Genomic DNA, 14,588 nt, shown 5'->3' with positions numbered 1-14,588 from the left:
GATCTGGATGCCACCGCCCAGGAGATCGCCGATCTCTACAAACGGCGCTGGGCCATCGAACTGTTCTTCCGATGGGTCAAGCAGACCCTGAAAATCCGCCATTTCCTCGGAAACAGCGAGAATGCCGTTCGAATCCAGATCGCCGTCGCCCTGATCGCCTTCCTCTTGCTCCGAATGGCCCAGGCCACCCAGAAAACCATCCAAAGCCCGCTCGCCTTTGCCCGGCTCGTTCGCGCCAATCTCATGCACCGAAAGCGCATCGACCGACTGATCGGGGGAGATCCTCAACCAAGAATCGACCCCAATCAGATGGTGCTGCTATGACCGTGACGTTTAACCGGACAGCAGTGGGTCAAGCCCGGGGGTGACGGCCTCAAAGGGCGATATCGGAGAGACCTGACAAAGACGCCTCCACTTCCGTCCTGGCCGGCCCCCGGGTCAAGCCCGGGGGTGACGGTTATAAAAGACGATATCGGAGAGAGGTGACAAAGACGCCTCCACTTCCGTCCTGGCCGGGCTTGACCCGGCCATCGGCCCATTACATCAGCTGTTCGTAGAGATCGTTCCAATGAGGGTTTGCCTTTAAAATCAAGGCAACTTTCCAGGCTCTCGACCAATGTTTCAGATTCTTCTCGCGCTGAAGCGCGGTCGCAATGTCGTCATAGCGCTCGACATAGACCAGCCGTTTCAGGCCGTACCGTTTGGTAAAGCCGTCGATCACGCCTTCCCGATGCTCCCATATACGGCGCGGCAAATCGCTCGTGACGCCGATATAGAGCGTCCCGTCGGGCCGGTTCGTCATGATGTAAACCCATCCTCCCAGCATGGAGGGAGTGTTCCCCAATCACGAAGAGACGGCAACGGAGATGAAGACCCCCGGGGTCAAGCCCGGGGGTGACGGTTATAAAAGGCGATTTAATACAGCGGCGCGACGGCGCGGATGTTCAGGACATTGTCGCCGACATCGTTGCGGGTCAGCAGATAATGGTTGTAGGTCGCCTGGAGGCTGACCGGGCCGAAATCGTAGCCGAGGATCGGGCCCAGGCCATAGGATTGCGAGACCGAGCCCGACACCTTGCTCCCGTTCCGGGCGGTGTCTTTTTCCAACTGGTTGAGCTGGAACGCGCCCATGCCGAATGTCCATTGGTCGATGGTCTTGGTAAAGGTGTAATCGACCGCGATCTGATCGCCCGACTGATAGCCGGTTTTGTCGTTGCGGGTGCTGGTGTCGTAATAGATCTGGGCACTGACGTTCCAGCCGTCATGCAGCCAGCTGATCCCCAGGCCGGGTTCGAAGGTGGTGAAGCCGTTGCCCGCGCCGACGCCGCCGCGCGACGGTTCGTCGCCGGGCGAGGAACTGGCATTGTCGAGCCAGACGCCGAAGCTGCCTTTGACATGCAGGTCGTAGGGCAGCGCCCAGGACAGGATCACCGGAACCAGATAGGTGTTGAAGCGGCCCCAATGGCCGTTGCCCTCGATCGCGCTGTTGCCCTCGATCGCGATCTCGGTGTGGTCGAACGGCTGGGCGATGGCGACGGCGTAATCGGCCCCCAGCACCTTGATTCCGGTGTTCCACAACAGGATCGGCACCTCGACGATCGCGTCGAGCTTCATCCCGCTTTTGGTATCGCCCGGCGTGTATTGCTTGAAGGTGGCGAAGTAGTTGTTGAGCATGAAATAGACGCCCTCGGGCGGCAATGCTCCAGCGGCGAGGCCGCTTTCAACCCCGCGCAGATGCGGGTCCCACAATTCGGTCGCGCTCACCGATCCGGCCGCGGTCGCGACCCCCATCGCCAGCACCGCTGCACATGCCTTGGTCTTCATCAATGAACTCCCTTGCAACCGAACCGCGACGGGTTCGGTCCCCCCCCGGGGATGAAACGCAGACCGTGGCGGGCTCCCTTCGTCCCCACGAAGTAGCGGAGCCCGCGCCGATCACACAGGGTTGTACGGGGCGGTGATGCGGAAATCCATGACGAAGATAGGTATATCTCCCTAATTGACCGGGCTGTCACATTTGGGCAACAGCGCGGAGACCCTCTCGTCTACAGCACGAAATATTTGGCCTGGGGATGCAGGCTGACGATGGCCGAAGTCGATTGTTCGGGTTCCAGCTGGAACTCTTCCGACAGAGTGATTCCGATCCGCTCGGCCCCCAGCAGCGACAGGATCGAGGCTTGATCCTCGATGTAGGGGCAGGCGGGATAGCCGAACGAGAAGCGCGAGCCGCGATAGCCCTGCTTTAACAATTGATCGGTCGTGGCGGCATCTTCGGCGGCAAAGCCCAGTTCGGCCCGAATCCGCTTGTGGACATATTCGGCCAGCGCCTCGGCGATCTCGACCGACAGGCCATGCAGATAGAGGTAATCCTGATACTTGTCGGCCTCGAACCAGCGCCGCGCCGTGTCGCTGGCATTGCGCCCGACCGTCACCGCCTGAAGGCCGATCACGTCGCGGACCGGGTCGGTGATCGGACGGAAGAAATCGGCGATCGACAGCCCGCTTTCCTTGGCCTGACGGGGGAAGGCGAAGCGGGCGACCTCGGTGGTGCCGTCTTCGGCGAACAGGACGACGGTGTCGCCGTCGCTGGCCGCCTTCCAATAGCCGTAGACCGCCTGGGGCAGCAGAATCTTCTCGTCGGCGCAGCGCTTCAGCAGCCCCAGCGCCATCGGCCGCAATTCCTTGTGCGCCCAGGCGCGGAAATCGTCGATGGTGCGGCCCTGTTTGCGATAGCCCCAATGGAACTGGTACAGCGTCGTTTCGTTGAGGAACGGAACCAGATTAGGCAGCGGTACCGACTCGATCAGCCGTGCCCCCCAGAACGGCGGGGTCGGCGGCGCGATGTCGCGGTGCAACTCGGTCTGGCGCAGGGTGATTGCGTCCCAATCGATCGGGCGGGTCGCGGGCAGCATCTCGCCCGCTTTCGGCTGGGCCGGGCCGGGGCGGTGCGGGGCGTCGAGCCGGGCCTTGACGTGGGTGTCGAAGCTGTTATCGACCACCTTCGCCATCAGGTTCAACCCGTCGAACGCGTCGCGGGCATAGGCGACCCGGCCGCTGTCATAGGCTTCGTGGCAGGCTTCCTCGACATATTTGCGGGTCAGCGCCGCGCCCCCCAGCAGAACCGGAACCCCCAGCCCCTCGCGGCTCATCTCTTCCAGGTTCTCGCGCATGATCACGGTCGATTTGACCAGCAGGCCGGACATGCCGACGGCGTCGGCTTTGTGCTCACGGGCGGCCTTGATGATCTCGGCGACCGGCTGCTTGATCCCTAGATTGACGACACGATAGCCGTTGTTGGTCAGGATGATATCGACAAGGTTTTTGCCGATGTCGTGGACGTCGCCCTTGACGGTGGCCAGCACGATCGTCGCCTTTTGCTGACCGTCGGCCTTTTCCATCCGGGGTTCGAGGAAGGCGACGGCGGCCTTCATCGTTTCGGCCGATTGCAGCACGAAGGGAAGCTGCATCTTGCCCGAGCCGAACAATTCGCCCACCACCTTCATCCCGTCGAGCAGAAGCTGGTTGATGATGTCGAGCGGCTGCCAGCCCGCCTCGATCGCGGCGAGCAGATCGTCGTCGAGCCCGGTGCGGTCGCCGTCGATGATCCGTTGCTTCAACCGCTCCTCGGGCGTCGCGGCGCGTTCCTTTTTCACCTCGGCGACGGTGCGGTCGCCGAACAAGGCGATGAAGCGCGACAGCGCCTCGGGGTCGCGGTCGAGGATCAGATCCTCGGCGGCCTGGACCTCGTCGGCGGGCAGGGTGTGCAGCGGCAAAATCTTCGAGACATGGACGATCGCCCCGGTCATGCCGCGCTTGATCGCCAGATCAATGAAGACCGAGTTCAGCACCTGACGCGCCGCCGGTTTCAGCCCGAACGAGATGTTCGACAGGCCGAGGATGATGCCGCATTCGGGCATCTCGGTCGCGATCCGCTCGATTGCGTCCAGCGTCTCGATTGCCAGCTTGCGGTCGTCGATGACGCCGGTACAAATTGTGAAGGTCAGCGGATCGAACAACAGGTCCGAGGCGGGCAGGCCGTGCCGGTTGACCGCGAAATCGTACAGCCGCCGCGCAATCCGCAGCTTGGACTCGCAATCCTTGGCCATCCCGGCTTCGTCGATGGTGAGCGCGACGATTGCGGCCCCGAATGTACGGGCCAGCTTCAGCCGCGCCGCCGCATCCTCTTCGCCGTTCTCGAAATTGATCGAGTTCAGGATCGCCTTGCCGCCATACAGCTTCAGCCCGGCTTCCAGCACCGGCAGTTCGGTCGAATCGATCACCAGCGGGGTGGTGACCGCCCCGCGCAGGCGTGACACCACTTCGGTCATGTCGCGGACTTCGTCGCGGCCGACAAAGGCGGTGCAGACGTCGAGCGTGTGGTTGCCTTCCTTGACCTGCTCGCGGGCGGTGGCGGTGATGCCGTCCCAATCCTCGGCATCCTGAAGGTCGCGGAACTTCTTCGAGCCGTTGGCGTTGCAGCGCTCGCCAATCGACAGGAAGGCGTTTTCCTGGCGCAGCGGAACCTGGGTGTAGAGAGAGGCGACCGACGGAACCCAATGGACCAGCCGTTTGACCGGGGCCGGGCGTGAGCCCGCGCCGATCCGGCGCAACATCGCGTCGGTGGCGCCGATATGGTCGGGGGTGGTGCCGCAGCAGCCGCCGATCAGGTTGGCGCCCATTCCGACGAAGCGTTCGTGCCACACCGCCAGTTCGTCGGGCAGCAGCGGATAATGCGTGTGGCCGTCGATCAGTTCGGGCAGCCCGGCATTGGGCTGGATCGACAGGAAGCCGGGCCAGTTATCGACCAGCCATTTGAAATGCTCGGCCATTTCCTGCGGCCCGGCGGCGCAGTTCATCCCGATCAGCGGCACCCCCAGCGACTGGACCACCGTCGCGGCGGCGGCGATGTCGGCGCCGACCAGCAGGGTTCCGGTGGTCTCGACCGTCACCTGGACGAAGATCGGCGCATTCCCCCCGGTTTCGGCCAGCGCCAGCTTGCAGCCATTGACCGCCGCCTTGATCTGCAACGGGTCCTGGCAGGTCTCGACCAGAAAGGCATCGACTCCACCCGCGACCATGCCGCGGGCCTGGACCAGATAGGCGGCTTCCAGCGCGTCATAGCCGATATGGCCAAGCGACGGCAGCTTGGTGCCCGGCCCGATTGCTCCCAGCACATAGCGGCGCCGCCCGTCGGCGAACTGCTCGGCGGCTTCGTGGGCCAGTTCAATCGCCCGCTTGTTAAGGTCGAAGGCGCGGTCGGCGATGCCGAATTCGGCCAGGGTGATCGGGCTGGCGCCAAAGGTGTCGGCCTCGACCATGTCGGCCCCGGCGGCGAAATAGCGGGCGTGAATGCCGCGAATCACGTCGGGACGGGACTCGACCAGAATCTCGGTACAATTCTCCAGACCCAGGAAATCCTGCTCCACCGACAGATTCATCGCCTGGACGAGGGCGCCGGTACCGCCGTCGCACAGAAGGACGGACTGGGACAAATGGTCGAGAATGCGGCTCATCGACGGATCATTCCTTTGGGATGGGTCCGTGGGTTTTAGCGTGAAAACGCCATTCTGTCACGATGGGTGCGACCGGGGGAGACGATCTCGGGGCGGCTCCGAAGCGGACGATCGGAGTCGGTCCGCGCAATTTTATGAAATTATCCGGCCAATTAAGGCGGAACATTGCTGTAATTATGACAATTAGTCTTGGAGTTGCAAGCAATAACGCTATTGAATGCAAGTAAAGATGGGGAGATAATCCACACTTCGTTCGTGTGTGGCAGTCTTAAAGGAGGACGTCATGGCTTTGGGATCGACCTCCCCCGCGTCTTCCCGTCGGGCAAAGGAGGCGGACAACGTCTCCGACCCGTCGATCGCGGCGGTGAAGGCCGGGCTTGAGGGCGGCGTGATTGAGGTGATGCGGCGCGAGATTCCCAATCTGCGGACGCTGCCGCGCGGGGCCGCCTATGATGTGGTGATGAACGATCCCCGGATGCTCGACGAGTGCTTCCGGCTGTTTCGGACCCGTCCCGATTTGTTCTGCGAGGTCGTCGTCGATACCGAGCGCCGCCCGGCGACGTCGGATCAGACCATGCTGTCTTGCGGCAAGACGCTGGGCGATGCTGTCGCCCTGGTGGTGCGGGCGTCGGCGCGCCGCCATTTCCGCCAGCGTCTCGATAGCCGGGTCCGCCTGGGGCCGCCTCGCCCGCAACCGCCCGCGTTCAAGCGTCTGGCGATCGCTTTGGGTCTGGCCCGGCCTCCGCAGGCCAAGGCCCCCCCGCGCACGCTGTCCCGCTCGGACCTGCTCTATCGCGCCATCCGCTCCTATCTCCGCTTCGACTGGCAGGTTCCGCTGATCCCCCATTACGCGCCGATGACCCCGACTCAGGTCACCGATCTGGGGGCGCGTTTGCTTGACATCCGCGAGGTTGCCGAACTGCGCGCCTTGTCGGCGCCGGGGGTGACGCCCCGCGACGGCCGTCCGCCGCTGCTGCTCGACAATGCCCGCCGCCTGTTGGTCCAGGGGCGTGACGCGATCGATTCCGAAATTCTGTGGCGGGTGGTCCAGCAGATGGACCTGGCCCGTCTGTTTCCCCAGACCGAGACCGAGCGTCTGCGCCGCGTCGTCGCCCAGGTCTCCGCTGTTCATTCCGAAGTGATCCGGGCGTTGCTGCCGGTGTTGGGAAACGATATCCGCCGGTTCACCGTGTTCTTGATGGTTGCGTTCGTCACCTTGGGCGAACAGCGCTTCAAACAGGATTTCTGCCAGGAAGGGCGCGGCCACGCGGTGCGAAAGCTGGGGGAACGGCTTGATCTGCTGCCCTCGCCGCCGCCGACCCTGGGCGAGATGAGCCGCCTTTACACCGCCGTTCTCAGCACCGCCTATGTCGGGGGCGTCGAAGCCAGCGGCGAAACCTTGCTGAAAGCGCATCCCGATCTGGTTCGGGCGCTTGACGCGATGGGGCGCTCGCAGGCATCGCCCGCCGCGATCACCGGATAAAAGACCGAGGAAAAGGAGAAGAAGGCACCCTGGCCGACGGGGGTTGGGGGGAACCCGGTGTCGGCCAGGGGCCACAGAGGCGCGGTGGCGAAGGGTGCCGGTCGGGGGCCGGGGGGATGGCTCATCCTGACACGATCGCCCGGAGGGAATGGCGATGGCACCGCTGGTGTGCCCTCCGCGCCGCATCAGAGAGCCCGGCTGTTAAATCCGGCGACGCGGGAGTGGAGTTCGGTCGAAACGGTCTCGAGTTCTTCGATGTAAGCGGAGATTTTGGCCATCTTCCTGGCGAACTCGGCGCGGAACTGAGCGAGATTGAACGTCATGATCGCCTCCCCTGAGCGGCCTATCAACCGCATACCTTCGGACTGATTGGTAATATAGACGAAGGGTGTGAATGCCGTTGGCGAGACGGATGAACGAATAATAAACAGAATGAAAAAGTTGTATTCGGTGAGGCGTGGATTATCCGGAGGGATGATGCTCCGGCCCGAATGCCGGGTCGGTGACGGTCGCCGGGCCAAGCTCGGATGGGACGGGGGGAAACCTCGCAAGAAGACGAATCGAACCGGTCGGACGTCTCTCTGGAAAAACGCAATCAACTCTTCATTTTATTCCGGGCGTCCGACCTGCCAACAATGACCTATCCGCGTGACGAGGAGGGCCTGTCTTGGACGACATTGATTGCGCCACCGAACGCTCAGAGGTTTTTACAGGTGCGGCACTGAAAGCCGTGCTGGGACGAATGGCCGGGCCGATCTCCTCCGGCGTCTGCCAATCCTGCCAGGACACGATCGAACCCGAACGGCTGCGGGCCAATCCCCGCGCTCGTCTGTGCGCCGGGTGCGCCGCCGAGGAGGAAGCCAGCCGCCTGCGCCGCCGCCGCTGCGGACCGCTCGACTGAACGGCGGGCGGTCAGAGCCCCGGTTCGGTCCGGGGGGTAAGGCGATAGCTCGATAGCTCAGGGATGGAAACGAAAACCGCCGCCGGGAAATACCCGGCGGCGGTGGTTCGGTTCGTCGATCGGCGGTTCAGGCCTCGGTGATCGAGGCGAGGAAGCGGTCGACCTCGGTCCGCAGGACGGTCGATTGACGTTGCAGCGCTTCGACGGCGTCGAGGACTTCCTTGGCGGCGCGGTCGGTTTCCTGGATCGTCTGCGACACCGCGCCGATGGTCTCGGAAACGAAATTGGTTCCCGACGCGGCGTGGTCGATGTTGCGGGCGATTTCCTGGGTGGCGGCACCCTGTTCCTCGATCGCGGCGGCAATCGTGGTGGTGATGCCGTCCATCGAAGAAATGGTGCTGGTGATCCCGCGGATGGCGCGGACGGTCTTGTCGGTTTCCTGCTGGATCGTGGTGACCTGGGCCGAGATGTCCTCGGTGGCACCGACGGTCTGGCGGGCGAGGTTCTTGACTTCCGAGGCGACGACGGCGAAGCCCTTACCCGCTTCGCCGGCGCGAGCCGCCTCGACGGTGGCGTTCAGCGCCAACAGGTTGGTCTGTTCGGCGATGCCGGTAATCATCTCGATGATCTCGCCGATTTTCTCGGCGGCTCCGGCCAGCCCCTGGACCCGTCCGTTGACGTCGCTGGCTTCCTGAGTGGCCGAGGCGGCGACCTTGTTGGACATCCCGACCTGCTGAGCGATCTCATGGATCGAGGCCGACAATTCCTCTGCGGCCGAGGCGACCATCCGGACATTCTGGTTGGCGTCGATCGCCTGACCGGCGGCGGCGTTGGCGCTGGTCAAGGCGCGGTCGGCCGAGGCGACCATGCCCCGGGCCGAGGCGGTCATGCGCTGCGCCGCGTCTGACACCGAATCGAGGACGGCGGTGACGGCCTTGTCGAAATTGGCGATCAGATTTTCCAGTTGCCGCATCCGTTCGTCGCGGGCGCGGGCGTGGTGCTGGGCGTCGGCCTCCATCTGCTGCTTGGCGATGGCGTTGTCCTTGAACACCTGTACCGCGCGGGCGATGTCGCCGACCTCGTCCTGGCGGTCCAGCGCGGGGACATCGACCGAAACGTCGCCCTTGGCCAGGGTGTTCATCCGCGTGGTCATGTCTTCGATCGGGTTGGCGATGATGCTGTTGAGGCTCCAGCGCACCCCGATCACGGCCAGGATGGTGGCGGCGATGCCGCCCACGACCAGCCAGATCAGGATCTGGTGGAGGCGGGCGTCGGATTCGGCGGTGGACAGCGAGCTCGACAGCACCGCGATCACCTCGCCATCGACGATCCCCATGCCGCCGTGACAGGCGTGACAGACTTCCTGATTGGCACCATCGGTGACCCCCAGTACGATCGGCAGGGAATAGCGGTAGAAGCCATCGACAAAGCGGCCGACCGGCTGCTTGGTTTCAAAGGCTTCGCGATCGACGGCGTCGCGCGGCAATTTGGGGGCGCGGTTGGGCTCGGCGTCTTTCATGTACTCGACGACCTTGGGGCCCCACGCGCTCCAGACCTTGCCGGGATAGTGGACGTTACGGCTGTCGAACCAATTGTTGAAAACGGTGATGCCGATATTATCGGAATCCTCGGGACGCTTCGCCATCACGTTGACGATCAGCGCATGCAGCGAGGTCATCTCGTTGGCGGACAGCATGTGCAATTCGCGCTCGGTCTCGGACGATTCGAAACGCGCGATGGTCAACACGATGCCAACGATCAGAATGGCGACGCCGAATCCGACGATCGCCATAAACCGGCTCGAAAGCCGGAGATGGTGCCAAAATCTGGCCACGAATACGTCACCCCTTCCGATTCGGGCCTAGGGGCCGACTCGGGTCAAGAATTATCGATTCCGTAAAAAACTCTATTCCGAAAGGGTCGAAAAAGAAATACCGGCGAACCCAAAGGCAGGGGAAACTCAGCCTGAACCGGGGGTGTCGGGGCGAAAACGTCCGGTAGGGCCAGGGGTCGGGTCGTCGTCAACAATCATTCGGTCTAGCTTCCCATGCGAGAATGTATACTAACTTATTGAACGCAGAAGTGTGGCTGTCGGCGACAGAGCCGGTCGAACCCCAAACCGCATCGATTTGTCTGTTCAGGTCGCAATGAGGCGATTTTGGGATCGAAAGTTACCGATCTTGCTTGCATCGTGGAATGACGTTAGGCAAATATGTCAACATGACTGACCAAACAATTCAGGCCGCGTCCGCTCCTCCCGGCGAGGAGGACCTGCGGCAGAGCATCGAATTGCTGTTTTTCGCCTATCGAGACTTCACCGCCGAGGCCGACGCGGTCCTGGCCGAATACGGCTTTGGCCGGGCGCATCACCGGGTAATCTATTTCGTCGGTCGTAATGCTGGGATTACCGTCAGCGATCTTCTCGACATCTTGCGGATCACCAAGCAAAGTCTGGGGCGGGTGCTGGGTCAATTGGTGCTGGAAGGTTTTATCATCCAGCGCCCCGGCCCCCGCGACCGTCGCCAACGCCTGCTCGAACTGACCGGGAAGGGAGTGGCGCTGGAACGTCGGCTGACCGGACGACAGACCGAATCGATTGCCCGGGCCTGTGCCGGGGCCGGTCCGCAGGCGGTCGAGGGCTTCCGGCAGGTGCTGCTGGGACTGGTGCAAGACAGCGACCGCGGCCGCTTCACCCGGCGGCCCGCGGCGAACGGAGGCGGCTGACGGCGATGGAAGGCGGACATGTCCTGGTGGTCGATGACGACCGCCGCCTGCGCGATCTGCTGGGCAAATATCTGTCCGAGAACGGCTATCTGGTCGTCACCGCCGCCGATGCCGCCGAGGCGCGGGCGCGGATGGCCGGGCTGGCCTTCGATCTCATCGTGCTGGACGTGATGATGCCGGGCGAGGACGGGATGAGCCTGACCCGATCCTTGCGCGCGGGGGGCGACCGGGTGCCGATCCTGCTGCTGACGGCGCGGGGCGAGGTCGATGACCGCATTCGCGGTCTGGAAGCCGGGGCCGACGATTATCTGTCGAAACCGTTCGAGCCGCGCGAATTGCTGCTGCGGGTCGGCTCGATCCTGCGCCGGGCTCCCCGCGACGATGCCGAACCCGCGCTCACCACGCTACGGCTGGGGCCGTTTACCTGGGACATCGCCCGGGCCGAACTGCGCCGGGGCGATCAGCCGGTCCACCTGACCCAGGCCGAGCGCGACCTGCTGGCGGTGCTGGCCGAGACCGCTGGGCAGGGGGTGTCGCGCGACGAGCTGGCGGCACGGACTGGCAGCGCCGCCAACCCCCGCGCCGTCGATGTCCAGGTCACCCGTCTGCGCAAGAAGATCGAGGATGATCCGCGCCTGCCGCGCTATCTCCAGACCGTGCGCGGCACCGGCTATATGCTCCGGCCCGACTGACGCGGCGCACTCTATATATAAAGATGGGAATACGCGATGATGCGGCCCGGCATGTGGTTGAAGGAAGCGTTGCCCCACGGGTTGCTGGGGCGCTCGCTGCTGATCATCGTGATGCCGTTGGTCGTGCTACAGCTGGTGTCGGCCTATGTCTTCTACGCCAGCCATTGGGAGACGGTGGCAAGGCGGCTGGCGAAAGGTCTGGCGGGCGATATCGGCGCGGTGATCGAATCGATGCGGGCCTTCCCCGATCCGGAATCCCGCCGCATCGTGCTGGCGATCGCCGCCGAGAAGATGGAACTGGATATCCGCTTCACCCCCGATGGCATCTTGCCCAATCAGCCGGTGCCGCCTCCGGCCAGCTTTCTCGAGCGGGCGATGAACGAAGCGATGGGCGAGCGGGTTCAACGCCCCTTTCGGATGGATGCCGACTCGCTTGAGCGCGAAGTGGTGATCCTGGTCCAATTGTCCGACGGGCTGCTGGAGATCTATGCCCCCAAGAAGCGGCTGTTCACCTCTACCACCTATGTCTTCATCCTGTGGATGCTGGGAACGGCGATGCTGCTGTTCGGCATTGCCACGGTGTTCATGCGCAATCAGGTCCGCAGCGTCCGCAAGCTGGCGGTGGCCGCCGACCGCTTCGGCAAGGGCCAGGACGTTCTGGGCTTCAAGCCCGAAGGGGCGTCGGAGGTCCGTCAGGCGGCTCAGGCCTTCAACCTGATGCGCGAACGGATCCAGCGCCAGATTCAGCAGCGCACCGAGATGCTGGCCGGGGTGTCGCACGATCTGCGCACGCCGCTGACCCGGATGAAGTTGCAACTGGCGATGATGGGCGATCTCGACGGCCGTGCCGAGCTGGACGAGGATCTGGCCGAGATGGAGCGGATGATCGAGGGCTATCTGGCCTTCGCCCGCGGCGAGGGGACCGAGGCACCGGTCGAGACCGACCTGCCCGCCCTGGTCGAGGACGTCGCCGGGCGCTTCCGCCGCCAGGGGGCGGTGATCGACCTGCACAGCGAGGGCGATCTGACCATGCCGCTGCGCCCGGTCGCGCTCAGCCGGGTGCTGGCCAACCTGATCGGCAACGCGATCCGCCACGGCCGCTCGGGTGGCCATGTCTGGGTCCGGGTCGGTCGTCGCCAGGGGGCCGCCGAAATCCTGGTCGATGATGACGGCCCCGGCATTCCGCCCGAAAGCCGCGACGAGGTGTTCCGTCCGTTCACCCGGCTCGATCCCGCCCGCGCCGCCGCCGTCGGCGGGGTCGGGCTGGGACTGACGATCGCCCGCGACATCGTCCGCGCCCATGGCGGCGAGATCAAGCTGGAGGATTCGCCGCTGGGTGGCCTGCGGGTGCGGCTTCGCCTGCCGCTGTAAGGGCTAGTTGCTCAGGCGGCCGAGACGGGCGGCACCGATCCCGATATGGGTCGCCGACGGAATCGAGTCCATCATCTGATCCATCTGGTGGCGATGGCGCTGATAGCGTTCCAGTTCGCGTCCGGCGAGGCGGATGCCGGTCGGAACCTTGATGCTCATCGGGTTGACCTGGGTGTTGCCGACCAGCACTTCATAATGAAGGTGCGGGCCGGTGGCGCGGCCAGTCGCGCCGACATAGCCGATGATCTGCCCTTGGCTGACATGGCGGCCGGTATGGATGCCCTGGGCGATCCGGCTCATATGGGCGTAGGCGGTGCCATAGCCGTTGCCGTGGCGCAGTCGGACGTAATTGCCATAGGCCCCGAACGGACCGGCCATCTCGACGGTGCCGTCGCCGGCGGCCTGGATCGGCGTGCCGGGGGGGACGCCGAAATCGATCCCCTTGTGCATCTTGCTGTAGCCGAGGATCGGGTGATTGCGCATCCCGAAGCCCGAGGTGATCTTGGCACCATCAACCGGAGTCTTCAGCAGCGCCTTCTTCACGTTCTCGCCGTTGGCGGTGAAATAGTCGCTCTGGCCCTGGGGGTCTTCGTAACGGTACAGGCTGATCTCGGACCCGGACAGCTCCAGTCCGGCATGGAGCAGGTCGCCAGCGCGGACCAGCTTGCCCTTGGTGTCGTACCAGCCCTCGAACAGAACGTCGAAGGTGTCACCCGGCTGGATGTCGCGCTGGAAATCGACGTCATAGCTGAGCACCTTGATCATCGCCAGGATCACCGGCACCGGCACGCCCGCGCTTCCCGCCGATTCGTACAGGCTCGATTTGATCGTCCCACGATAATGAGCGACCTGACGGGTGACCTGACGATGGGTCTCGATTGCTTCGAAATCCGAGCCGGTCCAGCGGGCGGCAACGTCTCGCACCGGATCGGCGGCTAGGCTGACTTGACGGAACGGGCCGCGGCCAAAGCCATACGGAGACGGGGCAAAGGTGACGGTAACCTTCTGCCCCGCTTTCAGCGTGCGCGGGTCGATCCGGGTGAACAGTGTCTGGGCGGCTTGGGCGGCCTCGCTGGCGGCGATCCCGGCGCGGGACAACACCTCGGTCAGCATCTCGCCCGATCCGATCTGCAACACCGACTCGACCGGGCGGCGGGCAATGTCTTCACTCTCGCCATCGCCGCTTTCAGGGATCGCGAGGGTACGTCCCTCGGCTTCAAGATCGACATAGGCGGGGGGCGTGGTGTCCAACGGGCCTTCGTCGCCGCCGAACGGGACGAACGGGCGGGCCAGGAAGACCGCGACCGCTCCCACCAGGCCGACAACCGCGAAAGCCTTCAGGCTGCGTTTCAGTTTGGCAGTGATATGGCCGGCCAAGGGAGAGGATCACTTTTGCCGTTTACAGAACTGTCGCGGGTTATCGCAGCCCCGCCGCCCTCAAGGCAACCCTAAATGGCCTGCGTTTCCGCTTGACTGTGCCATGGCGGCACGGAAAACGATCGACTCTTAAATAAGATCAGAAAAATGCAGATCGCCGCCGAATTAAGGTTGACGGGGTTGGGTGTGGGGCCTATAAACCGCGCCTCGCCGGGACGAACCTTCGGGTTTGAAACGGCGGGGTTTGAAGGGTTAACGGCTTCTGCGGATTGCAGAAAAAAGCAGTTGACACGGAGACCGGGGCGGGATAGAAACCGCGCCTCGCTGTTTCGGAGCCGGTGGTTCTGAGGCGGCGGCGAAGACCGGAAACGGAAATCGCCGCGGAGCGAAAAAAGAGATTGACACGGCCGGCCGGGCCGATTATAAACCGGCCTCCCCGCTGCGGCGGGGCCCGCACTGAAGCGGGACGGAAATTGGCAACGATTTCCTGCTGTTTGACAAGTGAAGAGACAGGAAGGGATGCGCAG

12 protein-coding genes are annotated in these 14,588 nt (G+C 63.8%); 6 read left to right on the top strand and 6 right to left on the bottom strand.

The genetic code is table 11. The features are described 5' to 3' along the window. Positions 1 to 324 (top strand): transposase (locus BLW40_RS16835; RefSeq protein ID WP_139305644.1); only part of this gene is annotated, 324 nt, incomplete at its 5' end. Positions 325 to 538: 214 nt separating this feature from the next. Here the strand turns inward: BLW40_RS16835 and BLW40_RS16830 are convergent. The 3 genes from BLW40_RS16830 to metH all read right to left on the bottom strand — a co-directional run bounded on the left by BLW40_RS16830 (position 539) and on the right by metH (position 5,513). Further along, the gene (locus BLW40_RS16830) at positions 539 to 826 is read right to left on the bottom strand and encodes a GIY-YIG nuclease family protein (protein WP_074770710.1); all 288 of its coding nucleotides are present in this window, start codon (positions 824 to 826) and stop codon (positions 539 to 541) included. A gap of 89 nt (positions 827 to 915) precedes the next feature. Beyond that, a complete protein-coding gene (locus BLW40_RS16825; RefSeq protein WP_074770708.1) occupies positions 916 to 1,824 on the bottom strand; it encodes a SphA family protein in 909 nt (302 codons plus the stop codon). A gap of 221 nt (positions 1,825 to 2,045) precedes the next feature. Continuing rightward, positions 2,046 to 5,513: a methionine synthase gene (metH, locus tag BLW40_RS16820; RefSeq protein ID WP_074770706.1), complete on the bottom strand. Its 3,468-nt coding sequence runs from the start codon at positions 5,511 to 5,513 to the stop codon at positions 2,046 to 2,048. Positions 5,514 to 5,796: 283 nt separating this feature from the next. Here metH and BLW40_RS16815 point away from each other — a divergent pair, with 283 nt between their 5' ends. Continuing rightward, complete coding sequence (locus BLW40_RS16815; protein ID WP_074770704.1) at positions 5,797 to 6,996, top strand: hypothetical protein; 1,200 nt, start codon at positions 5,797 to 5,799, stop codon at positions 6,994 to 6,996. A gap of 185 nt (positions 6,997 to 7,181) precedes the next feature. Here the strand turns inward: BLW40_RS16815 and BLW40_RS17750 are convergent, their stop codons facing one another. After that, positions 7,182 to 7,319: a hypothetical protein gene (locus BLW40_RS17750; protein WP_170834610.1), complete on the bottom strand. Its 138-nt coding sequence runs from the start codon at positions 7,317 to 7,319 to the stop codon at positions 7,182 to 7,184. Positions 7,320 to 7,663: 344 nt separating this feature from the next. Here BLW40_RS17750 and BLW40_RS16810 point away from each other — a divergent pair, with 344 nt between their 5' ends. After that, positions 7,664 to 7,897 (top strand): TraR/DksA C4-type zinc finger protein, encoded by a 234-nt coding sequence (locus BLW40_RS16810; RefSeq protein WP_074770702.1) that lies wholly within the window; start codon positions 7,664 to 7,666, stop codon positions 7,895 to 7,897. 127 nt (positions 7,898 to 8,024) lie between these two features. Here the strand turns inward: BLW40_RS16810 and BLW40_RS16805 are convergent, their stop codons facing one another. Next, on the bottom strand, positions 8,025 to 9,689 hold the full coding sequence (locus BLW40_RS16805) for a methyl-accepting chemotaxis protein (RefSeq protein WP_074770700.1): 1,665 nt from the start codon (positions 9,687 to 9,689) through the stop codon (positions 8,025 to 8,027). Between the two features lie 428 nt (positions 9,690 to 10,117). Between BLW40_RS16805 and BLW40_RS16800 the strand changes: the two genes are divergently transcribed. From BLW40_RS16800 to BLW40_RS16790, 3 genes are read left to right on the top strand one after another with little or no spacing between them, the layout of a single operon-like run. Continuing rightward, positions 10,118 to 10,621, top strand: a complete 504-nt coding sequence (locus BLW40_RS16800; RefSeq protein ID WP_074770712.1) for a MarR family winged helix-turn-helix transcriptional regulator — start codon at positions 10,118 to 10,120, stop codon at positions 10,619 to 10,621. Positions 10,622 to 10,626: 5 nt separating this feature from the next. Then, on the top strand, positions 10,627 to 11,313 hold the full coding sequence (locus BLW40_RS16795; protein ID WP_074770698.1) for a response regulator: 687 nt from the start codon (positions 10,627 to 10,629) through the stop codon (positions 11,311 to 11,313). A gap of 36 nt (positions 11,314 to 11,349) precedes the next feature. Further along, on the top strand, positions 11,350 to 12,684 hold the full coding sequence (locus BLW40_RS16790) for an ATP-binding protein (RefSeq protein WP_074770696.1): 1,335 nt from the start codon (positions 11,350 to 11,352) through the stop codon (positions 12,682 to 12,684). A gap of 3 nt (positions 12,685 to 12,687) precedes the next feature. Here BLW40_RS16790 and BLW40_RS16785 read toward each other — a convergent pair whose 3' ends face one another. Beyond that, on the bottom strand, positions 12,688 to 14,061 hold the full coding sequence (locus tag BLW40_RS16785; RefSeq protein WP_074770694.1) for a peptidoglycan DD-metalloendopeptidase family protein: 1,374 nt from the start codon (positions 14,059 to 14,061) through the stop codon (positions 12,688 to 12,690). Between the last annotated feature and the right edge of the window lie 527 nt (positions 14,062 to 14,588).

The organism is Magnetospirillum fulvum (assembly GCF_900108475.1).
GTDB classification, from domain to species: domain Bacteria; phylum Pseudomonadota; class Alphaproteobacteria; order Rhodospirillales; family Magnetospirillaceae; genus Phaeospirillum; species Phaeospirillum fulvum_A.
This window is presented reverse-complemented; position numbering and strand designations above follow the sequence as displayed.

Coding starts and splice junctions, on each gene's coding strand:
- BLW40_RS16830 (WP_074770710.1), bottom strand. CDS start 826: ATGCTGGGAGGATGGGTTTACATCATGACGAACCGGCCCGACGGGACG.
- BLW40_RS16825 (WP_074770708.1), bottom strand. CDS start 1,824: ATGAAGACCAAGGCATGTGCAGCGGTGCTGGCGATGGGGGTCGCGACC.
- metH (WP_074770706.1), bottom strand. CDS start 5,513: ATGAGCCGCATTCTCGACCATTTGTCCCAGTCCGTCCTTCTGTGCGAC.
- BLW40_RS16815 (WP_074770704.1), top strand. CDS start 5,797: ATGGCTTTGGGATCGACCTCCCCCGCGTCTTCCCGTCGGGCAAAGGAG.
- BLW40_RS17750 (WP_170834610.1), bottom strand. CDS start 7,319: ATGACGTTCAATCTCGCTCAGTTCCGCGCCGAGTTCGCCAGGAAGATG.
- BLW40_RS16805 (WP_074770700.1), bottom strand. CDS start 9,689: ATGGCGATCGTCGGATTCGGCGTCGCCATTCTGATCGTTGGCATCGTG.
- BLW40_RS16800 (WP_074770712.1), top strand. CDS start 10,118: ATGACTGACCAAACAATTCAGGCCGCGTCCGCTCCTCCCGGCGAGGAG.
- BLW40_RS16795 (WP_074770698.1), top strand. CDS start 10,627: ATGGAAGGCGGACATGTCCTGGTGGTCGATGACGACCGCCGCCTGCGC.
- BLW40_RS16790 (WP_074770696.1), top strand. CDS start 11,350: ATGATGCGGCCCGGCATGTGGTTGAAGGAAGCGTTGCCCCACGGGTTG.